Raw genomic sequence first — 24,916 nt, 5'->3', positions numbered from 1 at the left:
CACTCGCGATGAGCATTCTGGTCAACAAGGAAACGCGTGTCATTACGCAGGGCATCACGGGATCGGCTGGTCTGTTCCATACACAGCAGGCGCTTGCCTATGGCACGAAGGTGGTTGGTGGCACGTCCCCGGGCAAGGGGGGCACCAAGGTCGAAGGACTCCCGGTCTTTAATACCGTGGAGCAGGCCGTGCGCGAGACAGGGGCAAACGCTTCGGTCATTTACGTCCCGCCAGCATTCGCCGCGGACGCCATCATGGAAGCTGTGGCTGCGGGTCTCGACCTCGTGGTATGTATCACAGAGGGAATTCCCATCCTCGATATGGTAAAGGTCAAGCGGTACATGGAAGGGAAGAAGACGCGGCTTATCGGCCCGAATTGTCCAGGCGTGATCACGCCCAACGAATGTAAGATCGGCATTATGCCGGGCTACATCCACACGCCTGGGAAGATCGGCGTCGTGTCGCGCTCTGGGACCCTGACCTATGAAGCCGTGTATCAGCTGACACAACTCGGCCTCGGACAGTCGACTGCGGTGGGCATCGGTGGCGACCCGGTGAACGGCACAAACTTCGTCGACGTGTTGAAGATGTTCAACGACGATCCCGATACCGAAGCCGTGATCATGATCGGCGAGATCGGCGGCACGGCCGAAGAGGACGCTGCGGAGTGGATTAAGGCCAACATGAAAAAGCCTGTCGTTGGCTTCATCGCTGGGGCTACCGCGCCTCCGGGGCGTCGCATGGGGCACGCCGGGGCCATTGTGTCTGGCGGATCGGGCACAGCACAGTCCAAGATTGAGAAGATGCAGTCGTGCGGCATCCGCGTGGCGCCTACCCCGTCTGAGATGGGTTCGACGCTTTATCAAGTGCTCGAAGAGCGGGGATTGCTTGAACGCTGCAAAGCTTGACGATCCGCGTTTCCGCCAAAAGAGTTCGCTTGGTCTTCCAAGCGAACTCTTTTTCGTTTGCGTTATCGACGGATGGTCCCTGGCGGGTTATGATGCGCAAAACGGCGTGGGGGGACCAAGGATGAACGATACGGACCTGGTCATCGTGTGGTCGCTCTGCCCGGGGCTTGCGCCCAGCACGCTGCGGCGGTTTGTGCGGGCGTTTGGCAGCCTGCAGCGCTTCCATAACGCTCGAGTGACGGAATGGGTGGAAAGCGGTGTGGTCGATGAAAGGCAGGCGAGTCGCTTGGACGCTTGGCGGAAAGGCACGCCGCCACCCGAGCGACTGAAGGCGCAGCTCGAATCCCGGGGGATTGTTTTGTTGGCACTCGGCAGCGATGCGTATCCTGAGCGGCTCTGCGCCCTCCCGGATCCGCCGCTCGCACTGTTTGTGCGCGGAAGGAAGGAGCTGCTTGCGTCCGAACGCGCTGCTTTTGCCGTCGTGGGAACACGGCGAATGACTGCCTATGGCATGGAGGCCGCGCGCTGGATCGCCGGAGAGATGTCCCGAAGACAAGCAGTGGTGGTGTCGGGGTTGGCCTTGGGGATCGATGCGACAGCGCACGCCGCGGCGCTTGAAATCGGAGGGGACACTGTTGCCGTGCTCGGTTGTGGGATTGATCGGTGTTATCCGCCGTCCCATCGGCACCTGTACGAGGCAATCGTGTCGGCCGGAGCGCTTGTCAGTGAGTATCCGCCGGGGACACCTGTACGCAAGCATCACTTTCCCGAGCGGAATCGATTAATCGCAGCGCTGTCCGAGGCCGTCATCGTCGTGCAGGCTGGAGATAAAAGTGGTGCACTCATCACCGCGCAGCACGCTGCCGACCTCGGCCGAGATGTGTATGCGGTACCAGGACCCATCACGTCGCGCGCCAGCCGAGGCGTGAACCGCCTGCTCTTCGACGGCGCCATTCCCTTGGTCGATCCGGCCGATTTGTTCGCGCAGGCGACCGCGCCTCAGCCGATGTCCCAGCCGAAAATTCCCGCGCACCTTGAACGCTGTTACCACGCCCTGGAGCAGCATCAGCCCATCCGCGCCGGAGAATTGGCCGAAGCCGCAGGCCTCGATCTTGGCTATGTCTTCGGTGCCCTTCTGGAGATGGAACTCGCTCGCATCGTGGTGCGTCACCCGGACGGCACGTTTCACACGCGCGCTATGCCCTCGCCTGTACAGATGGACCAATGAATGGAATACTGTCCGCACCCTCGTTCGCTCATGCTATAAGCGGGAGGTGAAGGCTGTGAGATCGAAGCGGGGTGGCCGCACGTGTTTCGCCGCAGTCTCAAAGCCCGCTCTCGCCGCGATGGTATCTGCCATCGTGCTCTGTCTGGGTGTGCAAATTCCGCGGTGCCAAGCAGCTTCAACCTCTCTGCTCCAAAGCGGTTCAGCTTCATCTTCACGTGTCAGCAAGTCGCCAGAGCCTTCGGTGTGGACCGTCGGCGACACTGGGGCGGCCATCTGGTCGCTGCATGTGATGCTCTCGGAACTTGGGTATCTACCCTGCCACTACGAGATGATTGTCCCGACCGATCAGCTTTACCCGTGGAACTTTGCGGCCCCGCCGTTGGGATATTGGGTGTGGGATAGCCCCGGTGTCCCTGCGGACGTGTTGAAGGCGTGGGACCCGGAACGGTATAGCGAACTCACGAAAGGTGCGGTCATGCACTTTGAGGCGGATCACGGCCTAAAAATTGATGGATACGCCGGTCCGCGCGTGCGCGAGAGCCTTGAGTGGGCACTCGCCCTTCATGTCAGGGCCGAGTCGCCGTATCGCGTGGTCGTGGTGGATCAGGCGGTTCCAGAACGTCTGCGCGTTTGGGAAGCTGGCCGTGGCGTGGTCTTCGAGTCGCTCTGCAGCACGGGGGTGCCTGAGGCGCCCACGGAGCCAGGGGTGCACGTCATTTTCCTCCGCAACCGCGAGCAGGTGATGCAAGGCGTGGGTCCGAGTGGCCGCCCGTATCGCGTGGAGCACGTTCCGTACGTGAGTTTTTTCTACGGCGAACAGGCTATTCATGGGTTTCAGCGCGCCGCCTACGGCACGCCACAGAGCGCGGGATGCGTGGAATTGCCGGTACCCGCCGCTTCACGGGTCTGGGCCCTCACCCACTATGGTACGGTGGTGTGCGTGTTGCCGCCGCCCGCCGCATCGCGGCAGGCCGATGGCAGGCAGTAGGTTAACTCGTTACAAGCCACCTCGACTGTCAACAACTTTGGGTTTCTTCGCTGTGCGCACGTTGATATCATGTTCGTCGTCCAAGACTTTGCCGAATCGCGCAGATGCGCGTACGGGGGATGAAAGGCTTCAAGCCTTGGGGTGAATCGCGCCGCGGCGCGACGGGGACTCGTTACCCGAACCCGACAACTAACCTCGGAGGCGTGTACGAGAGGATGGATGAGATGAACATTCGATCTTGGTGTGTCGCTGCTTGTACCGTAGCCTTGACAAGCGCCGTGGGCGCGACGACCGCGTTCGCGCAGACGGTGACCGTACAACCCGGACAATCGCTCTGGACCATCGCACGCGCACACGGGATGCCCGTTCAGTTGGTGGCGTCCGCCAATCCGCAGTACAATCCGCTGAATCTCCCTGTTGGTGCGACCGTCACACTTCCCAGTCTCAAGGACGTGGCTGTGCAGCCGGGCGACTCCCTGTTTCTGATCGGCAGGCAATATGGCGTGTCGCTCGCCGAGATGTTGGCCGCAAACCCGAACGTGGATCCATTGAATCTGCAAGTGGGTTCAAGTGTGCGTGTTCCCCTTGCATCATCTTCGACCAAGAGCTCCACAGTTTCTGCCCATGTTGCCGCATCCACGCCCGAAAACTCCAACAACCTGTACTGGTTGGAGCGCGTCATTCACGCGGAGGCCGGCGGAGAATCGCTGCAGGCACAAATCGCCGTGGCCGACGTCATTCTCCATCGCATGGCCGCGGGTGGATACGGGAGCACGGTGCAACAAGTGGTCTTCCAAGTGAGCGACGGGCACTACCAATTCGAGAGTGTCGCAAACGGTTCGATTTACGGTCAGCCAGACGCACAAAACGTGCAGGCTGCTCTCGACGCGTTGAACGGAGACGATGTCGTCCCAGGCGCGTTGGTCTTCTACAACCCCGCGCAGACGCCTTCCGGAAGTTGGGTTTGGCAACAACCTGTGGTCGCTCATATCGGTCATCTCGTGTTTGCGAAGTAACGGCGCGCTGTAGATTCAAGAGCCAGCATCGGCAGATTCAAGAGCCAGCATCGGTGGATTCCTGAGAAGAACACCGAAGGCTGGCTCTTTTCCTGTACGGATCGGCGAGGAACTCATGTACCCTTACGCGTTGGACGACTCGGCGGCCAGAGCCTCTTCCGCCATCTGCAAGATGCCCTTCAGAGACTCTGCCCCCGCGATGAACCGCGCCGGATGGCAGAAGACCGCGTCATCGACCCCGCAGATGGACGCAAGCTCCTCACCTTCTTTACCCGCCCATTCGCTGGGAAGTGGTTTTCTGGCTTCGAACGTGCCTGGGCCTTTGGGGACAACTTGCAGGCGATACTGCCCCGTTTTGTCCGGAAACGCAACGTACAAGACTTCACCTTCGGGATCAATTTCCAACAAGGTTTCCGTCCAAGGGCAGCACGTCGGTAGGACCAGCAGCGCGCGCTCCTTTCGCGCCTGGTAAGCCGCCTTTACAATTTCGGTGGCCTCGATCCGGCTGATCTCATGGTGCGCGTAGTTCAGGAGGATCTGTGTGGCGAACTGCAGCGCTCGCTCGAAGGCTTGGTTTTCGTCTTCCTGAGAGTTCCATGGCGGATTAAAGGAGCCAATGAGCTCCGAAATCCCCTTAATGCGCATGTCGCGCTCGAGGTCGATGCCGTTGTCAATGGCGTCAATGGCCTGGAACAGTTTGTCGTCGATGTTGCTGCACACCTGCGCGCGGTCCTCTTCTCTCTCCACGCCGAGCGACGCGAGAAAACGATTCCCATAATCGCGCCAAATGAGTCCGGCTGCGGCGTACGGGATGCCGTTTGCGCGGTGCACCTTTTGAACGGTATGGTGATCGTAAGGGCCGCCGCCGACGTCAACGACGAGATCGCACTGGGCCAAGATAGACTTGTTCCGCGTGCGAACGATGCGTGCTTCTGGATAAATCCTCCGTAAAATGGCGACGGCGAAAACCTCATCAGCATGGAACTTTCCATGGTGCGTACCTATTTTCATAAGGATATGAACCACCTTGCCAACGGATGGGCGGCGCAGCGCGCCTTTAGTTTCACGTTACCATTCGGTGCGCGCATCGCACAACTGGAACTTTCGTTCCACCGGGTCATCCTTGCCCGGCCTAGGGGGCTTGACGCGCGCGGCCCCGAAGGTTTGCAATGGAAAGGACCGCGGTGATAATATGGTTTGAACCAAGGACAGGGTTTGCCAAGGCTGCGACGAATGGAGGATCGTGGCGTGTCAGACTATCTGGTCATCGTCGAGTCGCCTGCCAAGGCGAAGACGATTGGGAAGTATCTTGGAAGCAAATACACAGTCAAAGCGTCCATGGGCCACGTGCGGGACTTGCCGAAGAGCCAGCTCGGCGTCGACGTGGAGCATGGATTTGAACCGAAATATATTACCATTCGCGGGAAGGGCGATGTGATCAAGGCGCTCCGAGAGGCGAGCAAGAAGGCGAAAAAGGTGTACCTTGCGGCTGACCCTGACCGCGAAGGTGAGGCCATCGCATGGCATCTGCAGCACTTGCTCGATCTCAGCCCCGATGAACAGTGTCGGGTGGTGTTTCACGAAATCACGAAGGACGCGGTGAAGCAGGCGTTCCAGCACCCGCGCAAAATTAATTTGGACCTCGTGAATGCGCAACAGACACGGAGAATCTTAGACCGATTGGTTGGTTATAAGCTGAGCCCTTTGCTGTGGCGAAAAGTGAAGAAGGGCCTGTCGGCGGGGCGCGTGCAGTCGGTCGCGCTGCGGCTCATCGTCGATCGCGAACACGAAATCCGAGTCTTCCAGCCCGAAGAGTATTGGACTGTGGATGCGCTTGGGCAGGTGCATGGCAAAAAGCTCACCGCCAGATTTTACGGGTACGGCGAAGAAAAGACGCCGCTGCCAAACGAGGAGGCCGTTCGGGAGCTTTTGTCCCGAGTGGAAGGTCACTCGTTGGTCGTTCGTCGCGTCAAAAAGTCCGAGCGCAAACGCAATCCTTCCGCGCCTTTTACGACGAGCAGTCTTCAACAAGAAGCGGCTCGCAAATTGGGTTTCCGGGCGTACAAGACGATGCAGATTGCGCAGCAGTTATACGAAGGCCTTGACGTTCCGGGAGAGGGCACGGTGGGTCTCATCACGTACATGCGCACGGACTCGACGCGCATTGCCCAGTCGGCTCAGGAGGAAGCGAGAACGTACATTCGCCAGGCCTTCGGAGACGAGTACGTACCGGGACGCCCTCGGCAGTATGCCAAGAACGAGGATGCGCAGGACGCACATGAGGCCATTCGCCCGACGTCCGTGATGCGTCACCCTGAGCGGCTGAAAGAGCACTTGTCCCGCGACCAATACAGGCTCTACAAGTTGATCTGGGAGCGGTTCGTCGCCAGTCAGATGGAATCTGCCGTTCTCGACACGACGTCTGTCGACCTGGAGGCGAACGGCGCGTGGTTCCGCGCCACAGGGTCCGTGGTTCGCTTCCCTGGCTTCATGGCGCTGTACACAGAAGGGCGCGATGACGACGCGGAGGAGGCGGAGGGCGAGGGCAAGCTCCTGCCTCCACTCGAGGAGGGCGACGTGGTTCGCGTAAACACGTGGAAGCCCGAGCAGCACTTCACGCAGCCGCCGCCGCGGTACACGGAATCGTCGCTCGTCAAGGCGATGGAAGAGCTGGGGATTGGGCGGCCGAGCACCTATGCTCCGACCATCGACATTCTCTTGAAGCGCGGATACGTGGTTCTCGAACAAAAGCGGTTCGTGCCTACGGAACTCGGCGAGATCGTCGTGAACATTTTAAAAGACCACTTTCCGCAGCTCATCGACGTGTCTTTTACCGCCGACATGGAGAGCCGGCTGGACAAGGTCGAAGAGGGAGACGCCAACTGGGTGGAGTTGCTCGATCAGTTTTACCACGACTTTGAGAAGGATTTGAAGAAGGCTGAAAGTACGCTCGGCCACGTGGAACTGAAGGACGAGGTCTCGGACGTCCCTTGTGAAAAGTGCGGACGGCTGATGGTGTACAAAACCGGGAAATACGGAAAATTTCTCGCGTGCCCCGGATTTCCTGAATGCCGCAACACCAAGCCCATTCTGAAAGAGATCCCCGTTCCGTGCCCCAAATGCGGCAAGCCGCTCGTCGAGCGGAGGGGCAAGTCACGGAAGGTCTTTTATGGATGTAGCGGCTATCCTGAATGCGACTACGTGCTCTGGCAGCGGCCGACAGGTCAGACGTGCCCTGTTTGTGGTCATCCCATGGTAGAGAAAGGCGGCAAGGGAAAGTCTGTGATCGTGTGTAGCAACGAAAAGGCTCATCCCATGGTCGCCACGGAAGCTCAGGCGAAGTGAGGAGGTGGTGGTATGGCGCACGTTACCGTCATTGGCGCGGGGCTCGCCGGTTCCGAGGCCGCTTGGCAGGCTGCAAATCGCGGGGCAAAGGTGACGCTGTACGAAATGCGCCCGGTACAAATGACGCCGGCACATCACACAGATCGCTTCGCGGAGTTGGTCTGCACCAATTCGCTGCGGTCCAACAGCATCACCAACGCTGTCGGCCTTCTCAAGGAGGAGATGCGCCGGCTGAATTCGGTCATCATGCGCGCCGCCGACGAGCACGCGGTGCCCGCTGGCAATGCGCTTGCGGTCGATCGCGACGGGTTTTCAGAGCGCGTTACGGAACTCGTTTCGCAGCATCCCCAGATTACCGTGGTGCGCGAGGAGATCACATCGATTCCTGCTGACGGGGTTACGGTGGTGGCGACGGGCCCACTCACATCCCCTGCTCTGTCGGAGGACATTCGCCGCTTGGTGGGCCACGGCGATTTGTACTTCTACGACGCCGCGGCACCCATTGTCACCAAGGAGTCCATCGATTTGTCGAAGGTCTTCTTCCAGTCGCGGTATGATCAGGATGATGCGGCCTATATCAACTGTCCCATGACGGAAGAAGAATTTGACGCGTTTTACGATGCGCTCATTCACGCCGAGTGCGCGGAACTGAAGGACTTTGAAGAGGAGCGGTACTTCGAGGGATGCATGCCCGTCGAGGCCTTGGCGAAGCGCGGAAAGCAGACGCTGCTCTTTGGCCCCATGAAGCCCGTCGGCCTTCGCGATCCGCGCACAGGCAAGCGGCCGTTTGCGGTCGTCCAGCTGCGACAGGATAACGCTGCGGCGACCCTGTACAATTTGGTTGGCTTCCAAACCCACCTGAAGTGGGGAGAGCAGAAGCGGGTGTTTCGCATGATCCCCGGCTTGGAACAAGCCGAATTCGTGCGATACGGCGTCATGCACCGGAATACGTATATCAACAGCCCCGCGGCGCTTTTGCCCACCTATCAAGCCAAGGTTCGGCCGACCCTGTTTTTTGCCGGGCAGATGACAGGCGTCGAAGGCTACGTGGAATCCGCTGCGGCCGGCCTCATCGCCGGCATCAACGCGGCTCGAGTCGCTCGCGGCCAGGACGCGATCGTGTTCCCTCCGACCACGTCCATGGGCAGCCTTGCTCATTACATCACGCACGCCTCGCCGGAGGGCTTTCAACCGATGAATGCCACCTTTGGCATCTTCCCGCCGCTCGATCCGCCGGTCAAGGACAAAAAGGCGCGCTACGAGCGGTACGCGGAGCGGGCGCTGCACGATCTTGAGCGGACGATGAGGGAGCTGGAGCGGGTGTGAACCAGTCCGTCACGGAAGCGGTCCAGGCGTTTCTTCAGGATGCGGAGTTGCGGTTCAGCCAGCGGACCGTCCGGAGTTACCGACAGGACCTTTTGGCGTTCTGCGAGTGGCTGCGCGATCGCGGCATCGAGCGCCTGGACGCTGTCACCACGCGCGAAATTCGAGCGCATGCCGGTGAACGGCTCGCGCGCGGCGTGGCCAAGTCCAGTGTCGCACGGAGGCTTTCGTGTCTTCGCACGTTCCTGCGGTTTTGTGCAGAGCAGGGGTGGATCCAGGAGGGGATGCGCGCCCACATTCTGCTGCCCAAACGGGACCGCCGCTTGCCGCGCTACCTGCATGAGGAGGAAGTCTCCGTTCTGTTGGACGGCATCGCGGGGGACGACTTTGCGGCGCTCAGGGACCGGGCATTGTTAGAGTTTCTGTACGCGACGGGCGTGCGCGTCAGCGAATGCGTGCAATTGGACCTGACCGATCTCGACCTGATGACGGGTTTCGCCCGCGTCCTCGGGAAGGGCGGGCGGGAGCGGTACGTGATCATGGGGCGCCGGGCCGTTGAGGCACTACAACGATACCTACCCGAGCGCAACCGCGTGGCGCACACCCAAGCCGTGTTTGTGAACCGACGCGGAGGCCGCCTCACGGATCGGAGCGTTCGGCGCGTGCTTGAACGCCGGATTCAGGAGGTGCCGGGGCTCAGGTCGATTCACGTACACGGACTCCGACATTCGTTTGCCACGCACATGCTGAATGGCGGTGCGGATCTCCGCAGCGTCCAGGAGCTCATGGGACACGCGAGCTTGTCGAGCACGCAAATTTACACGCATACGAGTCGGGAGCGTTTGGCGCAGGCGTACTATGCGGCGCACCCGCGAGCGCGCCGAGGAACAGAGGGACAGGAGTCGAACAAACATGGGCTATGAGATGCACGGCACGACCATTTTTGCGATGTTGCGCGATGGACGCGGTGCCATGGCCGGGGATGGCCAGGTGACCTTCGGGAACACCATGGTGATGAAGCGAAGCGCCCGCAAGGTCAGGCGGTTGTATCACGATCGCGTGGTGGCGGGATTTGCGGGATCCGTCGCGGACGCGTTCACGCTGTTTGAGAAATTTGAGCGCAAGTTGGATGAGTTTCAGGGCAATCTGCCGCGTGCCGCTGTGGAACTGGCCAAAGAGTGGCGGTCGGATAAGATCCTTCAAAAGCTCGAAGCGATGCTTTGTGTCATGGATACACGGGATCTCCTTATCGTATCGGGCGGAGGCGAGGTCATTCAGCCGGACGACGGCATTTGCGCCATTGGGTCGGGAGGAGCGTATGCGCTGGCCGCCGGGCGGGCCTTGGCACGAAACACAGAACTCGAACCCGCCGAGATTGCCAAGCAGGCCCTCTTCATTGCGTCGGAGATCTGCGTGTATACAAACGACCAAATTGTCGTTGAAACCGTTGGGGTATAGGGGGATGGCGCATGCCCAGTGAGCGAGAGTTAACGCCGAGGGAGATCGTCGAATATCTCGATCGATATATCGTCGGCCAGAAGAAGGCGAAGCGGGCGGTCGCGATCGCGCTGAGGAACCGGTACCGCCGGTCGAAGTTGGCGCCGGACCTTCAGGCTGAGGTGACGCCGAAGAACATCCTGATGATTGGCCCGACCGGCGTCGGGAAGACAGAAATTGCGCGCAGGCTGAGCAAGCTCGTGGGTGCGCCCTTCATCAAAGTGGAGGCGACAAAGTTCACCGAGGTGGGCTATGTCGGCCGCGACGTGGAGTCGATGGTTCGGGATCTTGTGGAAACGGCCGTGCGCATGGTCAAGGCGGAACATGCAGAGCGCGTGAAGGCCGAGGCGGAGGCGCGCGCCAACGATCGGATTGTCGAGGCATTGGTGCCGGACCCGGGAGCGCGATCGCGCGGCAGAAATCCGCTGGAGATGCTGTTTAGCGGCGGGTTTGCGGCGGATCGGCCACAGGAGCCGTCGTCCGACCAGGTGCGGGAGGAGCGGCGGCGCATGAAGCAGAAGCTGCTCATGGGCGCCCTCGAGGACCACTACGTGGAGGTCGATGTCGAGGAGCAGGCGGGTCCGATGGCGCTGGGGTTTGTGCCTGGGATGGGCGCGGAGAGCCTGGGGAATCTTCAAGAGATGCTCGGAAACTTGTTGCCGAAATCCACAAAAAAGCGGAAGATGACGGTGCGGGAAGCGCGGAAGGTGTTGACGCAGGAAGAGGCGCAAAAGCTCATCGACATGGACGCGGTGACGGCAGAGGCCATTTACCGCGCGGAAAACCACGGGATCATCTTTATCGACGAGATGGACAAAATTGCAGGACGGGAGTCCCATGGGCCCGATGTCTCGCGCGAGGGTGTCCAGCGAGATATCCTGCCCATCGTCGAGGGGTCCACGGTTTCCACGAAGTACGGAGCGGTAAAGACGGACTACATGCTGTTCATCGGCGCCGGCGCGTTTCACGTCGCCAAGCCCTCGGATTTGATTCCCGAGCTTCAGGGTCGCTTCCCCATTCGGGTGGAGCTTGAACCGCTGACCAAAGAAGACTTTGTCCGCATTCTCCGCGAACCTGAGAATTCTCTCCTCAAGCAATACACGGCGCTCCTGGAGACGGAGGGTGTGCGTGTTCGGTTTACGGACGAGGCGATCGAGCGCATCGCGGAAATGGCGCAGAAGGTGAACGAAGAGACGGAGAACATTGGTGCACGTCGCCTTCACACACTGGTGGAGAAGGTGCTGGAAGATCTCTCGTTTGAGGCGCCGGAGATCCACCTCAGTGAAATCCAAATCACGAAGGAATATGTGGACGAGAAACTCGGCGACATCGTCCAAAATCGCGACCTGAGTCAGTTTATCCTCTGAGAAGTTTCGCGCGAGCGCCGCGCACGTCTGGACATGAGAGGTGGCCCGCATAAGCGGATCACCTCTTTTTGTCGTTTATGGAACCGGAAGCGCTCTCGAACCGATGCGTGTGACGCAAAAGAAAAACTTAACTTTGGCGAGCAGGATTCCGACGTCACACGACGAATTTGTAGTTTCGACTTGAAGTTCGTCGAATTTTGTCGGGGGAGAGCACGGGCTATGACGGTTTTTGATCTGCTGCAGAGCGCGCTCGACGCGTCGACGCTCCGACAGGCGGTGTATGCCAACAATATTGCCAACGCCGGAACGCCGGGATACAAGCGGCAGGATGTCGCCTTTGAGAGCCTTTTGCAGGGGGCTCTGAGCGGAGACAACTCAGCGCTCGGCGAGACGCACATTCCGATTGGCGGGGGCCAGACCGAGTACAACTTGAATTCGCTCCCGAATGTCACGCCCCAGGTGTATACCGACACGTCCACAACTGTGTCTAGCAACGGGAATAACGTCGACATCACCGAAGAAATGGTCCTCATGGCCGAGAACCAGGTGCGGTACGACACCCTCGTTCAGGACTTGTCGGATCGCCTTGCTCGGATGCGCACGGCCATCATGGGGAGCTGAGATGCATGTTTGACAATACCAGCATGAACATCTCGGCGAGTGGGCTCGCGGCTAACCAGCTCTGGCTGAACGTGATCGCCAATAATATCGCGAACGTGAATACCACCCGCACGCCGGCGGGAGGGCCGTACCGCGCCGAGATTGTCCATTTTGCGCCAGTGGGAAACGAAGTATCCTTTCAAACCGCCCTGGGTCAAGCGGTTCAGGGCATTGGCGGAGGCGTCGAGGTCACGAGCATCACGCAGGATCCAAGCCCGTTTCAGCTGATTTACGATCCGTCGAATCCAGACGCAGTGAACGGTTACGTCGAGAGTTCGAACGTGAATTTGACCACGCAGATGGTCGACTTGATCCAAGCCACGCGGGCTTACCAGGCGAATGCGACGGCGTTTGATGCGGCGAAGGAGATGGCCGTGACGGCGCTTAGCATCGGGAAGTGAGGAGGAGAGCGATGATCACGCCGGTTTCATCCGTTGCGACGGGCGGTCTCAGCGCGCCTTCGGCAGCGGGATCTTCTTCCGGAATGAGCTTTTCGGACTACCTTGGACATGCCCTCGACGAAGTCAACCAGACGGTCGACCGAGCGGACCAATTGGCGGTTCAATACGCCAGCGGCGGTTCGGTTTCGACCGCGGATCTGATGATTGCCGAAACGCAGGCGTCTCTGGCTGTGGATCTGTTGTCGCAGACGGCCACGCGCGTGCAACAGGCTTACCAGACGCTCATGAACATGCAGATTTGACCCATGATGAGGGGGATAGGGTGAGATGCGTTGAACGAAGCCCTGCGAAACTTCTGGACTCAGGCACGGGGAAAATGGGCGGGGCTTCCAGCGCGTTCGCGCCGCAATCTGATGATCGCCGCGGCGGCGCTTCTAGCCGCTCTTGTCGTGGTGCTGTTTGCGGCGACGAGACCGCACTACGTCACCATCATGGAGGGTCTGGACGACAAGTCCCTCGGCCAGGTTCAGCAAGAACTCGATACTTTGAAGATTCCCAACGAAATTCAGGGCACTGCGGTGCTGGTTCCGGCTCGGTACGCCGACGAGGCGCGCATTCAGCTTTCCATGGCGGGTCTCCCGCAAAACGGATACGACGCGTATTCGGGCATCACGACTTCGCTCGGAGAGACACAGGATGAGTTCAACCTTCAGGTGCTGAATGCCCTGCAACAAAGCCTGTCTGCGACCATCAGCAATATCAATGGCGTCGAATCCGCACAAGTTCACATTGTGATGCCGCAGCAACAGCTGTTTGTGACGCAGCCGACGACCGACGCGAAGGCTTCGGTGTTTGTCACCCTAGGTCCGGGCGTGCAGCTGTCGTCTGCGCAGGTTTTTGGCATCCAGCAGCTCGTGGCTCACTCCGTACCAGGGTTGAACGTGGGCAACGTCACGGTGGTCGACCAGTATGGAAACGTGCTGTCGAGCGACGTGAGCACAGGCGGATCGTCGACCGGCGTGGGCGCGGCGTCGTCGGAGCTGGCGATGCGTGAAAAGCTCGAGAACGACCTGCAACAGACGCTCATCGCCGGTTTGCAGCAGATTGTCGGCGCCCAGAACGCCGTGGTCGTCGTGCACGCCAACGTCACGTTCAATCAGACCGCGACCACGACGCATACGCTGCTCAACGCGCCGGGATCGAACGCGGGCTTTGTGACGAGTCAGCAGGTGCAGAAGTCGCAGTCGACGAGCGGCGCGCCGGGCGGCGCGGCGGGGCAGGCTGGCAGCAATCCGAACCTCAACAGCACGTACGCGGCGGCGGGTGGCGGGGCGACGAATTCCACTTCGTCGAACACCATTACGAACTACGCGTACAGCTATCAAAATCAGCAGACGACCGCGGACCCGATGCAGGTCTTGGGGTACTCGGTCGGCGTTCTTCTGAACAGCAACGACAAAAACATCACCCCGGCGGTGGAGGCGCAGATTCGCAACTTTGTCCAGGCCGTGCTCGGCTCTACACCGTCCCAGGGAAAGAACATCGTCAGCGTTTCGGCTGTGCCTTTCGCCAATACGCTACAGGCGGTACCTGCGGCGCCTGGCGTGAAGACGTGGGTATATGCGCTCGGCGGGCTTGTCCTCGGCGGCCTCGTGGTTGCGGGGTTCCTGTTCTTCCGCCGGAGGCGGCAGCCTGCAGGCGAGATCATCGAAATTCCCGCCGGCGAAGCGTTCGAGCCCCAGTTGGAGGAGCTACCGCTGACGGAGGAAGAGGTGCTGCGCAATCAGCTCGTTCACCTGGCGCAGCACAGGCCGGATGATTTCGCGAGCCTGTTAAGGACGTGGTTGTCCGAATGAGCGGAAGGTCCTTGCTAGAGGCACAGGAGGCGGTGGGTGTGCAACGGCGGTCGTCGTTGACGGGAAGGCAAAAGGCCGCGGTGCTGATGATCGCGCTCGGCCAGGAGGTGGCGGCGCAGGTCATGAAGCGGCTGTCTCCCGAAGAAGTGGAGCAAATCACCTTTGAGATTGCGAATGTCAACAAGGTGGGCATGGAGCAGAGGGAGGCCATTCTCGAGGAATTTCGAGATCTTGCGATGGCCAGGGAATACATCCAGACGGGCGGCATCGAGTATGCCCGCGAAGTTCTGGAGAAGGCCCTCGGGGCACAGGGGGCGCAAGAGGTTTTGGCGCGCTTGACCTCCTCTCTCCAGGTTCGCCCGTTCCACTTTGCGCGTAAAGCGGACCCGAGCCAAATTCTGAGCTTTCTGCAGGACGAGCACCCTCAGACCATCGCCCTGGTGCTCGCCTACCTCGAACCCGCTCAGGCTGCGGCGGTGCTCTCCGCTCTCCCGTCGGACCTTCAGGCTGAGGTCGCAAGGCGTATCGCCACGATGAAGGGCACGTCGCCAGACGTCGTAGCGGAAGTGGAGGAGATCCTCGAGAGCAAGCTGTCGACGATGGCCAGTGTGGATCATCAGCAGGCTGGCGGCATTGAGGCCATCGTCGAGATCTTGAACGGGGTCGATCGCGCGACGGAGAAAACCATTCTCGAGGAACTGGCCAAACGCGACCCCGAGTTGGTCGACGAAATCAAGAAGCGGATGTTCGTGTTCGAAGACATCATCTTCCTTGACTCGAAGGCCATCCAGCGCGTGATTCGCGAGGTCGACGCGAGAGATCTTCAACTCGCGCTTCGCGTTGCACGGGATGACGTCAAAGAGGTCATCTTCAACAACATGTCTAAACGCATGGCCGAGCAGTTCCGGGAGGACATGGAGTACATGGGGCCCGTTCGGCTTCGCGACGTGGAAGACGCGCAGCAGCGCATCGTCGGCGTGATTCGGCACCTGGAGGACCTTGGAGAGATTGTCGTGTCGCGCGGAGGAGGTGACGACATCATTGTCTAGTGTCGTCAAACGAGGTCGAATTGAGCCGTTCATGGAGGCTATTCCTATTCCGGCGTACGCGGCACCGGAGACGCCCTACGATCGCGACAGCGAGGTCGACGCGACACCTGCCCATGATCCCGCACCTGCTCAGGCGGACGCGTGGGCGCAGGCGGCAGCGGGGATTCTCGCAGACGCGGAGCGGAAGGCGCAGCAGATCGTGGCGGAGGCGATGGAGAGGGCGGCTGCCATTTTGGACGACGCGCAGGAGAACGCTGCACAACGGGTGCGAGCGGCGGAGCGCGACGGTTGGGAGCGCGGCCTCGCCGAGGGTCGCAAAGCGGCGCAGGCGGAGCTCGAGCAGGCGAAGTCGCAGCTGCAGGCGGAAATCGATGCCATCGCTCGTCAGCTGCGCGCGGATTTCACTCGGCGCGTTCAGGCCCAGCGCCAACCGATGATCCACCTGATCACCGCGGCGTTGTCCAGGCTCCTTCGCCGGGAGCTCGAGCTTGCGCCCGCGGACATTGCCAACATTGTGGACGAGCTCCTCGGGCAGTTTGTGGCAGCCTCCACCGTCTACGTGCGCGTGCATCCGTCGGACGCGGATGCGGTTCGCGAAGCCTCGCCGGTTCTCGCATTGCGCCACGGCGGTACCGTCGCGCCGCAGGTGGTCCCGGATGTGTCGTTCAAGCCGGGCGATTGCGTCATCGCCGCCGACGGCGTGGAGATTGACGCCAGAATCGAGGTCAGGCTGGACGAGTTGGCGCGCGTGCTGGCCGAAATTGCGGAGGACGTTCACCATGGCGAGTGAGGCGGAATGGCTGCGTGTCGCGAATAGGCAGCTGTCAAGCCGACACCTCGTGCGCCGCGTGGGCCGCGTCATGCGGGTCATCGGCCACATTCTCGAGGTTGCCGGGCCCAAGGCTTCTCTTGGCGAACTCTGCGCGCTCTCCGGGGAAGAGAACCAGACGCTCGGCGAGGTCCTGGGCTTCCGAGAGGGCCGCCTGTACGTGGTGCCGCTCGGGCCGCTGCCAGAAGTGTCTCCAGGCGCGCCTGTGCTTTTTCTGGAGGAACAGTTTCGCATCCGCTGCGGTCCGGGACTCGTCGGGCGGGTGCTGGACGGGCTCGGCAACCCCATTGACGATCGCGGCCCGCTGTCGGGCCCGCTATCGTGGCGGCCCGTGAATGCGCCAGCGATTCCGCCCCTCAGGCGAGGCCGGATCGACGCGCGTTACGAGACCGGCGTGAGAGCCATCGATGGGCTGCTGACCATCGGACGCGGCCAACGCCTCGGACTGTTCGCGGGCAGCGGCGTCGGCAAGAGCACGTTGCTCAGCATGATGGCGCGCGGGGGCGGCGCGGATGTCAACGTCATTGCGCTCGTCGGCGAGCGGGGGCGGGAAGTCCGTGAATTTCTCGAGGACGATCTCGGCGAAGAAGGGATGCAGCAGAGCGTCGTGGTGGTCTCCACCTCCGACGAGCCCGCCTACGTGCGCAGCAAGGCCGCCTTCGTGGCCACCGCCATCGCGGAATATTTTCGCGACCAGGGGATGCACGTCGCGCTGTTCATGGATTCCTTGACGCGCTTTGCCATGGCTGAGCGCGAGGTGGGCCTCGCCATGGGTGAGCCGCCGTCCTCGCGGGGGTATACGCCGAGCGTGTTCGCCAAACTGCCCGTGCTGCTTGAACGTGCGGGCCCAGGATCCGTCGGCGCCATCACGGCCATCTACACGGTCCTCATCGAGGGGGACGATGTCAACGATCCCGTCGCCGATGCCGTGCGCGGCATCTTGGACGGCCATGTCGTGCTGTCCCGTGGGCTTGCGAATCGGGGCCAGTTTCCGGCCATCGACGTCCTGCAGAGCCTGTCGCGACTCTTTCCGTCCATCGCGAGTGAAGCCCATCAGCGCGCGGCGCGACGCGTGCGGGAGTGGCTGGCGCGCTACGCCGAGATCGAAGATTTACTGCGCATTGGCGCGTATCGCCCTGGCGCCGATCCCGACGCGGACGAGGCCATTCGCCGGATGCCGGACATCATCGCATTTCTTCGACAGTCTAAACAGGAGACCGTCGCTTTCGAGCAGGCGATGGACCAGCTCTTCGACCTTGTGGGGGATGCCTCATGAATGGTTCGGTGTATCGCTTGGCCCGGCGTTACGAGGCCATCTGTTGGAAATGGCAGTCGCTCGCGCTGCGAGAGTATCGGGCCGCCTTGCGCGTTCGGGACGAGGCGGCGGAACGGCTGAAGGATGCACAGGATCAATGGGCGCACGCGATGTCATCTGCGGCCGCGCTGCGGGATGGGGCGGACTGGGCGCTCGTCGAAGGCTTTGTGCGTTATCTTGAGCGGCTCGAAGCGCAGTGGACGGACGAGTGGGAGGCAAGCGCCGCGGAGGCGGAACGAAAGCGCGAAGAACTCCACGCCCGCTATCTCGAGACCGAGACGTGGAAGGCGCTGAGGGCGCGTCTTGACGAAGCGAAACAAAGCCTCGCGGCGCGCGCCTGGCAGAACGAACTCGACGAACACGCCGTCATGCGGGAGGCACGACGCTCATGGAAGCCAGACGATCTTCGGTAACCTCGCGCGCCAACACCAACGCATCCGCCACCCCGAAGGCGGGGAGCGACGGGCGCGGGCGTGCGAATCCGCCGCGCCCGCCGGCGGAAGACCCGAGCCGGGCGCAGACATCGCTGGATGATGACAAGCCGAGCATGGCCCGGCGTGTGGGTACGCTTTTGCTTCTCGTGCTCGTCCCGCTCGTGGTGGCTGGCGCGGCGCTCGCGGCTGTGCTCGTCGTCCTCGGTGTTCCGCTGGGGCAGGACCTTGAGCATCTGTTCGGCGGCAAAAAGGCGGCACCCGCGAACGCACAGGACCAGGCGCTCCGCCAGACGGTCGCGATCGAGCGCGCGCAGATTCAATCGCTTCAGTCGCAAGTGGCGTCGCTCAATCAACAGCTGTCTTCGGCGCGAGAGCAGTCTGCGGCGCTGCGCGATGAGGTGAACGGACTGCGTGCCAAATTGGCCTCGCTTGCCAATGGTCAAAAGGAAGGCGCTGCGGAGGCGAAAATCCTCGCGCAGATGGATCCGTCGGCCGCCGCGCAGGTGCTTCAGCATATGCCGTCTTCTCAGGCCGCGTGGGCCGTGGCGACGCTCACTCCGGACGCGTCGGGTCCCATCCTGCAGGCGCTGCCGCCGGCCACAGCGAGCGCCCTCTTGCAGCAAGCGGCGCGAGACAGCCAGGCTGCGGCGGTGTCCAACAGCACGGCGAACGCCACGCCGTGAAATACGGCATGGAAAGGAGGTGAATGCGTGGATGTGACGCAGATCAGTGCGTCGCCTTCCCCGACTTCCCGTGTGGGCGAGGGCGACAAACGGCCCCAGAAGAACTCGAGCGCCATCGACTTGGCGGAACTGTGGAGCGCCATATTGGCACAGGCTTCGGCGATCACGCCCTTGTCAACGCTCACGCCGCAGGCGGGCGATGGGAAAGGGGCGCCGAGCGACAACTCGGGAGACGAAGCGAGCCTACGCGGCGTGCGCGAGCCTTCTGCCGCACGCGCGGCGGAGGGAGCGAGTGACGCATCCGTCAAGCTCGTATCCGTCAAGCTCGTTCAAGATGCGGCCGTTTCCATGCCCGCGAAACGCGCGCAGGCGGACCCGAATACTCGCGCAGCGATGCCGCAAGCACGAGCGTTTCTTGACACGGAGCCTGGCATTTCGGTGGGCAGCGCGGCGGAATGGACAACGCCGACGGAAGCGCGCGCGCAGGCAAGGATTGCGGAGGCATCGCTTACGGCGGACAAGGGCCTGGGGCCGAGTGGGGCGCCCAATGGCGTGCAGAAAGTGCCCATGACGGCGGACGCTAGGGACATCCAAACGATTGCCCGAGTGTCTGGCCAAGTGAGCGACCTTCTGATGGGGGCGGGTCAGGTTTCGTCGGCGTCAGGCCGTGGCGATGGCGTTGCACGAGACGCTTCGACCCTTGGCATGGGGGTCCAAGGCCAGGCCAGTGCGACGAAGGTGCGCCATGATCGCAGGACAGAGGACCTTGCCACCGCCTCGCAGTCCGGTAGGCCCAGCGTAGGGGGTGAGACCTCATCGCATTTGCAGCCGATGGCGGCGCTTCATCAGCCGACCGCTTCGGAGTCCACAGGCCAAGCGGCCTCGCCCACTGTCGGTTCAGCCACAGGTAAGCCTTCGGGTTCGACGACGCTCCATTCCCTCGGCGACGAATTGCGCGCTTGGGTGACATCGGGCGGAACGGAAGCGAAGACGTTGACCGTGGCGCTTGAACCGAAGGAACTGGGCTCTGTGCAGGTGGTGCTGCACCACAGTGCAGCGGGGCTCGAGATCCAGCTTGTCGCGTCGACGTCGGCGGGCGCTCAACAACTGGCCGCCGAAATCCCTGCCCTGATGAATCAGATGGTCGAAGGGGGGCTGTCGGTGCGGGAGCTGAGCGTGGGGCTCGCGGCGAGCGATCAAGAAAAGCAGAGCCAAGGGCAGGGCCGGGAGCGCGGGGATCACGTGGTGGCGGGACTCGCAGGTGCGCGAGGTTCGGCTACAAGCCGATTGGCGCGCGCTGGCTATGACGGCGAGAGAGCGTATCCCATGTCTCTCATGAATTTGTACGCGTAAGGAGGGAGAACGTGACGGTCAGTCCGACTTCATCGCTTGGGGCTTCGGTGAACGGGGCTTCTGTCCCCCAGGCGTCGTCCGCATCGTCGAGCGCAGGCGGTTCTGCTGGGGCCTCGCAAACGGGTCTCAATTCCCTAAACGAGAACGACTTCATGCAGCTGTTGGTGACGCAGCTCCAGAATCAGGACCCCATGAATCCCGTGGACAACACGCAGATGCTGGCGCAATTGGCTCAGTTCAGCGCGCTGGAGGAGATGACGCAGGTCGCGCAAACCGATGCCCAGGTTCTCGGCGCGGTGCAGGGGCTCGAGAGTGAGATGAACCTTTTGTTGGCGCACAGCCTCATCGGCGCGAAGGTCACAGTGCAAGATCAGAGCGGCAGTCAGGTACAGGGGACGGTGTCGTCCGTCACCATGAACCAGGGTTCGCCTCAGGTCGTGGTGAACGGGACCTCGTATCCCTTGACGCAGGTGGTCGGGATGTCGTGATCGACCCGGTATCCTGGACGTGGCAGAGCGCGGAAGCGCGCGTCCGCTCGGGTTCCTCGGGGACGACGTCATCGGGTGAAGCCGTATCCTTTCGACAGGCGATGCAAGATGCGCTCGCGTCTTGGCGCGTGAGCCACCACGCGGGTCATCGAATGGCGGAGCGCGGAATCACGCTGGATTCTGCGGACTGGGTTGCCATGGAGCGAGCGGCTCAGCAGGCCGAGGCCAAGGGTGCGCGGGACACGTACATGGTCATGGGGGACGTCGGCTTTGTCGTTCACCTGCCTTCGCGGACGGTGGTCACGGCCTTGAGTCATCAAGAGCATTCGGTTGTCACGCAAATTGACAGCGTCGTCTTTTTGTCCAGGCCGGACCGATAGGGGGCCTGCCCCGGGGGGAGCGGCTGAACTCCGGGGGGACGGCGCAACGGGAGGAATGAGCGCGTGCTGCGTTCGATGAATTCAGCCATCTCGGGCATGCAAGCTTTTCAGACCGATCTCGACGTGGTCGGCAACAACATTGCCAACGTGGAGACGGTGGGATTCAAGCAGTCGGATGTGCAGTTTGCCAACATGCTGAGCCAGACGATGTCCTTGGGGACGGCTGGCACTGGGCCGAGCGGTGGCTCGGCCACGACGGGAATTGGCGGGACCAACCCTGAGCAGGTAGGGCTCGGTGTTCAGGTGGCCGCCACACAGATGGATATGTCGCAGGGCCCCGACGAGACGACGGGTGTGCCGACGAACGTCGCCATCCAGGGGAACGGTTTCTTTGTCGTGACCGACGGAACGAACACGTATCTGACGCGAGCGGGCAACTTTTCGATAGACAGTGCGGGCAACCTGGTCTTGCCCAATGGCGTGATCGCGGAGGGCTACACCAGCAAACCGTCTTCTGCGAGCACGACGGCCCCTTCGACCGAGATGAACGTGTACCAATTGGCGGGCGTGACCCAGGGTTCGGGCAACACCGTCTCCAACGTGAGCATCGGTGCGGACGGCTCGATCACGGCGACGATCACCAACGGGTCGACGACCACGACGAAGGTCATCGGCTACCTGGCGCTTGCTCAGGTTCCGAACCCTCAAGGGCTCGTGAGCGTGGGCGACAATCTGTTTAATGCGTCCAGCCCTGCGGCGGGCCAGCCGACGTATGGGTCGCCCGGGCAAGGGACGTTCGGGTCGCTGGCGTCCGGCGAGCTCGAGGGATCGAACGTGGATTTGTCCCAGCAGTTTGCGGAGATGATCGTCGCGCAAAACGCATACGTGGCGAACACGCACATGATCGGGACGGACAATGCGATTCTGCAGGCCCTTGTCAACATGAAGAACTCATGATCACGAAAAGGGCGCGGCTGAGCCGCGCCCCGGGGAGATACGCGCATGATTGCGTTGACGCGATTGAACGGAAGCGTCGTGTGGCTCAATCCGCTGCACATTGAATTGATTGAAGTGACGCCCGACTCGGTGGTGACACTTACCAACGGTCATAAGTACGTGGTCTTGGAGGATCCGGAGACCATTGCGTCAAAGATGATCGAGGTCTATCGGCGGATTGGCCTCGTCGCGGCGCGAGTGCGCGATGAGGGGGGCGAGGGATGAAGAAAGCGGTACGGACGATGCTCATCATGGTCATCGGCATCGTCGTCGTCGCGGGAGGCGTCATCGGCTACCTGTTGTACGCGAAGAAGCATCACGCTACAGGAGGGCAACCTGCCAAACTTTCCGCGAAACAGATGGCCAATCTTCAGGTGACCTTGCCTCAGATGACCACGAATCTGGCAGGCAGCGGCATCATTCAATTCACGCTCACGCTGCAGGCGGATTCGAAGAGTACGAAGAATGAGCTGACGCTCATGGAGCCTCAGATTTCCGACGCCGTCAATGGCATCATGCGCGAATTCACGTCGGATCAACTTCGTACGGATGCTGGGCTCAACCAGTTGAAGGCGACCATCGTGAGCCAGGTGAATCGCCTCCTTCCGTCCGGCAAGGTGACGGCGGTGTATCTGTCGCAGGTCTTGGTGCAGTGAGGAGGTGAGACGTTGTCCGAGGTGCTATCTCAGTCCGAAATCGACGCACTCTTGTATGCCATTCGGACAGGCGAGATCGACCCCGAGGCGCAGCAACGGGCGGAGGCCCATCCGCGCGTGCGGGTCTATGACTTTCGCCGTGCGATGCGCTTCTCCAAAGACCATCTCCGCTTCTTTCGGCGCATGCACGAGCACTTTTGCCGCTTGCTCACGAGCCAACTGTCGGGTCAACTGCGATCGGTCCCGCAGATTCAGGTGGAGTCCGTCGACCAGGTCCCGTACGACGAGTTCATTCGGTCCATCCCGCCGCTGACCGTTCTTCAGGTCTACGACATGCATCCGCTCGACGGGCGCATGGTCATGGAGATGAATCCGCAAGTCGTGTTTGCCATGCTGGACAAATTCATGGGCGGGGACAGTACTGGACCGTACCGGGTGCGGGAGCTCACCGATATCGAGGTCTCGCTATTCCGCCGCCTGTTCGACAGCGTGCCGGCTATCTTGGCTGAGGCTTGGCGGAGCGTGGTCGATCTCGATCCCCAGTTCGTGTCGTTGGAGATGAACCCGCAGTTTCTACAGCTCACCACGCCCAACGAAACGGTGCTCGTGGTGACCATCAGCGTCCGTGTCGGAGAAACGTCGGGCCTTGTCAACGTGTGCATTCCGCACGTGACCATCGAGCCGGTGCTGTCGAAATTGAGCAACCGTTATTACATGGATCCAGCGTTTCAGAGCGGGAGGCGGCAGTTGAACGACGAGCTGCGCAACAAATTGCTCAGCGTGCCGGTCGACGTCCGCGTGGAAGTGGGGCAGGCGGAGCTGACGGTGCGGGAAGTTCTCGATCTGTGCGAGGGCGACACCATCGTATTGCGCCAGACGATTCGCGATCCGGCGCTCGTCTACGTCGACGGGCGACCTGCGTTCTGGGGAAGCGTGGGCAAACGAAACCGCGTGTATGCGGTGAAGATCGTGGGTCAGTGGGAGGCAGATGCGGATGGTGGACGATAACATGAAGCTGTCGCAGGACGAGATCGACGCGTTGTTCCGCAGTGCGTCGGAACAAGCCGCGTCGCGCGAGCATGGGGAAAACCTTTCGGCGGGCGAGATCGACGTGCTGGGTGAGATTGGGAATATCTGTTTTGGCTCAGCCGCGACGTCCCTCTCTTCGCTCCTGGGGCGCAGAGTGGACATCACGACGCCGGTTGTGAGCCTCGTGCCGCGCTCGGAAGTGGAGAGCCGATTTCCCACACCGTACGTCCTGGTGCAGGTGGATTTTACGGAAGGTTTGGAGGGCACGAACGCGCTTGCGATTGAGATCGAGGATGCGCGGCGGATCGCCGACCTCATGATGGGGCGCGAGCCGGGGGAGGGCGGCGGTGAACTGGGCGAGATCGAGCTCAGTGCTGTCGGTGAGGCGATGAACCAAATGATGGGGAGCGCGGCCACGGCGATGAGCCAGTTGTTCGGCCGGTACATCAACATCTCGCCGCCCTCCGTGCGGGTGGTGACGTTCACGCCAGATGAAGCGGAGGCAGCTTTTGGAGCAGCCGAAGAGCTCGTGAACGTCGAGTTCCGCCTGCGCGTGCATGAGCTGATCGATTCGCACATCATGCAGCTGATGCCTGTCCCGTTCGCGCGCGAACTGGTGCAATCCATGCAGGTACATACGGAAGCGCCGTCTGGAAAAAGCGGTGTGGAGAGCCGCGACTCGGCGGTGTCCTCCGCACCGCTGTCGCAGCCGGCGGATGCAGGTGCGAAACCGGAAGAAGCGAAACCCAGCTCGCCGCAGGAAGAGGCGCCTAGCGTGCCGGTTCGGCGCCCGGTGTTCCCCGATTTCGACGAGGACGTGCCCCGGCGCGACGCGCGACCTGCGGCCAATCTGTCGCTTTTGTACGACGTCCCGCTCAACGTGACCGTGGAGCTGGGGCGGGCGAAGAAACGGATCCGCGAAATCCTGGAGCTCGCGCCCGGGTCCATCCTTGAACTGGACAAGCTCGCCGGTGAACCTGTGGACATCTATGTCAACCAGAAAAAGATCGCGATCGGAGAAGTGGTCGTGATCGACGAGAACTTTGGCGTTCGCGTGACCGACATCGTCCAAGCGGACCAACGAATCGATCCGCTGCCCTGAGGGCGGCACCTTT

The 24,916-nt window shown here is 61.5% G+C and carries 27 protein-coding genes and 1 riboswitch; of the genes, 26 read left to right on the top strand and 1 reads right to left on the bottom strand.

The window, feature by feature from the left end; all coding sequences use genetic code 11:
- Nucleotides 1-8 precede the first annotated feature (8 nt).
- From sucD to BW934_RS08820, 4 genes are all read left to right on the top strand, one after another.
- Nucleotides 9-908, top strand: coding sequence for a succinate--CoA ligase subunit alpha (gene sucD, locus BW934_RS08835; protein ID WP_076347203.1), 900 nt, complete (start codon nt 9-11; stop codon nt 906-908).
- Between the two features lie 121 nt (nt 909-1,029).
- Nucleotides 1,030-2,136, top strand: a complete 1,107-nt coding sequence (gene dprA, locus BW934_RS08830) for a DNA-processing protein DprA (protein ID WP_076347201.1) — start codon at nt 1,030-1,032, stop codon at nt 2,134-2,136.
- A 55-nt stretch (nt 2,137-2,191) separates the two neighbouring features.
- A complete protein-coding gene (locus BW934_RS08825; protein WP_234969692.1) occupies nt 2,192-3,124 on the top strand; it encodes a L,D-transpeptidase family protein in 933 nt (310 codons plus the stop codon).
- Nucleotides 3,125-3,203: 79 nt separating this feature from the next.
- A riboswitch (cyclic di-AMP (ydaO/yuaA leader) is annotated at nt 3,204-3,343 on the top strand.
- Nucleotides 3,344-3,348: 5 nt separating this feature from the next.
- A complete protein-coding gene (locus tag BW934_RS08820; protein WP_076347199.1) occupies nt 3,349-4,140 on the top strand; it encodes a cell wall hydrolase in 792 nt (263 codons plus the stop codon).
- Nucleotides 4,141-4,263: 123 nt separating this feature from the next.
- Here BW934_RS08820 and BW934_RS08815 read toward each other — a convergent pair whose 3' ends face one another.
- Nucleotides 4,264-5,151, bottom strand: coding sequence for an MYG1 family protein (locus BW934_RS08815; protein WP_084182548.1), 888 nt, complete (start codon nt 5,149-5,151; stop codon nt 4,264-4,266).
- Nucleotides 5,152-5,388: 237 nt separating this feature from the next.
- On the opposite strand from BW934_RS08815, the gene topA reads away from it, so the two are divergent.
- The 22 genes from topA to fliY all read left to right on the top strand — a co-directional run bounded on the left by topA (nt 5,389) and on the right by fliY (nt 24,903).
- Entirely contained in the window at nt 5,389-7,485 is a 2,097-nt protein-coding gene (topA, locus tag BW934_RS08810; protein WP_076347261.1) for a type I DNA topoisomerase, read from the top strand.
- 12 nt (nt 7,486-7,497) lie between these two features.
- The gene (gene trmFO, locus BW934_RS08805) at nt 7,498-8,811 is read left to right on the top strand and encodes a methylenetetrahydrofolate--tRNA-(uracil(54)-C(5))-methyltransferase (FADH(2)-oxidizing) TrmFO (protein WP_076347195.1); all 1,314 of its coding nucleotides are present in this window, start codon (nt 7,498-7,500) and stop codon (nt 8,809-8,811) included.
- Entirely contained in the window at nt 8,808-9,731 is a 924-nt protein-coding gene (locus BW934_RS08800; RefSeq protein ID WP_076347193.1) for a tyrosine recombinase XerC, read from the top strand. The genes trmFO and BW934_RS08800 overlap by 4 nt, the downstream gene beginning before the upstream one ends.
- On the top strand, nt 9,721-10,266 hold the full coding sequence (hslV, locus tag BW934_RS08795; protein WP_076347191.1) for an ATP-dependent protease subunit HslV: 546 nt from the start codon (nt 9,721-9,723) through the stop codon (nt 10,264-10,266). Before BW934_RS08800 ends, hslV begins: the two co-directional genes overlap by 11 nt.
- Nucleotides 10,267-10,277: 11 nt before the next feature.
- A complete protein-coding gene (gene hslU, locus BW934_RS08790; RefSeq protein ID WP_076347189.1) occupies nt 10,278-11,672 on the top strand; it encodes an ATP-dependent protease ATPase subunit HslU in 1,395 nt (464 codons plus the stop codon).
- A gap of 219 nt (nt 11,673-11,891) precedes the next feature.
- Nucleotides 11,892-12,293: a flagellar basal body rod protein FlgB gene (flgB, locus tag BW934_RS08785; RefSeq protein WP_076347187.1), complete on the top strand. Its 402-nt coding sequence runs from the start codon at nt 11,892-11,894 to the stop codon at nt 12,291-12,293.
- Nucleotides 12,294-12,298: 5 nt separating this feature from the next.
- Nucleotides 12,299-12,733 (top strand): flagellar basal body rod protein FlgC, encoded by a 435-nt coding sequence (gene flgC, locus BW934_RS08780; RefSeq protein ID WP_076347185.1) that lies wholly within the window; start codon nt 12,299-12,301, stop codon nt 12,731-12,733.
- Between the two features lie 11 nt (nt 12,734-12,744).
- Complete coding sequence (locus BW934_RS08775; RefSeq protein WP_076347183.1) at nt 12,745-13,035, top strand: flagellar hook-basal body complex protein FliE; 291 nt, start codon at nt 12,745-12,747, stop codon at nt 13,033-13,035.
- 30 nt (nt 13,036-13,065) lie between these two features.
- Entirely contained in the window at nt 13,066-14,589 is a 1,524-nt protein-coding gene (gene fliF, locus BW934_RS08770) for a flagellar basal-body MS-ring/collar protein FliF (RefSeq protein WP_076347181.1), read from the top strand.
- 38 nt (nt 14,590-14,627) lie between these two features.
- A complete protein-coding gene (fliG, locus tag BW934_RS08765; RefSeq protein WP_084182547.1) occupies nt 14,628-15,638 on the top strand; it encodes a flagellar motor switch protein FliG in 1,011 nt (336 codons plus the stop codon).
- Nucleotides 15,631-16,428 (top strand): FliH/SctL family protein, encoded by a 798-nt coding sequence (locus BW934_RS08760; protein ID WP_076347177.1) that lies wholly within the window; start codon nt 15,631-15,633, stop codon nt 16,426-16,428. Before fliG ends, BW934_RS08760 begins: the two co-directional genes overlap by 8 nt.
- Nucleotides 16,418-17,743 carry a FliI/YscN family ATPase gene (locus BW934_RS08755; protein WP_076347175.1) on the top strand — a complete coding sequence of 442 codons (1,326 nt, stop codon included), beginning with the start codon at nt 16,418-16,420 and terminating at the stop codon, nt 17,741-17,743. Before BW934_RS08760 ends, BW934_RS08755 begins: the two co-directional genes overlap by 11 nt.
- A complete protein-coding gene (locus tag BW934_RS08750; RefSeq protein ID WP_076347173.1) occupies nt 17,740-18,195 on the top strand; it encodes a flagellar FliJ family protein in 456 nt (151 codons plus the stop codon). The genes BW934_RS08755 and BW934_RS08750 overlap by 4 nt, the downstream gene beginning before the upstream one ends.
- The gene (locus BW934_RS08745; RefSeq protein WP_076347171.1) at nt 18,171-18,899 is read left to right on the top strand and encodes a MotE family protein; all 729 of its coding nucleotides are present in this window, start codon (nt 18,171-18,173) and stop codon (nt 18,897-18,899) included. The genes BW934_RS08750 and BW934_RS08745 overlap by 25 nt, the downstream gene beginning before the upstream one ends.
- Before the next feature lie 27 nt (nt 18,900-18,926).
- On the top strand, nt 18,927-20,252 hold the full coding sequence (locus tag BW934_RS08740) for a flagellar hook-length control protein FliK (RefSeq protein WP_076347169.1): 1,326 nt from the start codon (nt 18,927-18,929) through the stop codon (nt 20,250-20,252).
- Between the two features lie 11 nt (nt 20,253-20,263).
- Complete coding sequence (locus BW934_RS08735) at nt 20,264-20,740, top strand: flagellar hook capping FlgD N-terminal domain-containing protein (protein WP_076347167.1); 477 nt, start codon at nt 20,264-20,266, stop codon at nt 20,738-20,740.
- The gene (locus BW934_RS08730) at nt 20,737-21,120 is read left to right on the top strand and encodes a hypothetical protein (RefSeq protein WP_076347165.1); all 384 of its coding nucleotides are present in this window, start codon (nt 20,737-20,739) and stop codon (nt 21,118-21,120) included. Before BW934_RS08735 ends, BW934_RS08730 begins: the two co-directional genes overlap by 4 nt.
- A 63-nt stretch (nt 21,121-21,183) precedes the next feature.
- Nucleotides 21,184-22,077 (top strand): flagellar hook-basal body complex protein, encoded by an 894-nt coding sequence (locus BW934_RS08725; RefSeq protein ID WP_076347163.1) that lies wholly within the window; start codon nt 21,184-21,186, stop codon nt 22,075-22,077.
- 45 nt (nt 22,078-22,122) lie between these two features.
- Nucleotides 22,123-22,341 (top strand): flagellar FlbD family protein, encoded by a 219-nt coding sequence (locus BW934_RS08720; protein WP_076347161.1) that lies wholly within the window; start codon nt 22,123-22,125, stop codon nt 22,339-22,341.
- On the top strand, nt 22,338-22,772 hold the full coding sequence (locus BW934_RS08715) for a flagellar basal body-associated FliL family protein (protein ID WP_076347159.1): 435 nt from the start codon (nt 22,338-22,340) through the stop codon (nt 22,770-22,772). The genes BW934_RS08720 and BW934_RS08715 overlap by 4 nt, the downstream gene beginning before the upstream one ends.
- 21 nt (nt 22,773-22,793) lie before the next feature.
- Nucleotides 22,794-23,780 carry a flagellar motor switch protein FliM gene (gene fliM / locus BW934_RS08710; protein WP_234969699.1) on the top strand — a complete coding sequence of 329 codons (987 nt, stop codon included), beginning with the start codon at nt 22,794-22,796 and terminating at the stop codon, nt 23,778-23,780.
- Nucleotides 23,767-24,903, top strand: coding sequence for a flagellar motor switch phosphatase FliY (gene fliY / locus BW934_RS08705; RefSeq protein ID WP_076347155.1), 1,137 nt, complete (start codon nt 23,767-23,769; stop codon nt 24,901-24,903). Before fliM ends, fliY begins: the two co-directional genes overlap by 14 nt.
- Nucleotides 24,904-24,916: the final 13 nt, after the last annotated feature.

The organism is Alicyclobacillus vulcanalis, assembly GCF_900156755.1.
GTDB lineage: Bacteria > Bacillota > Bacilli > Alicyclobacillales > Alicyclobacillaceae > Alicyclobacillus > Alicyclobacillus vulcanalis.
The sequence above is the reverse complement of the archived record's forward strand: the minus strand, read 5'-3'. Positions and strand labels throughout refer to the sequence as shown.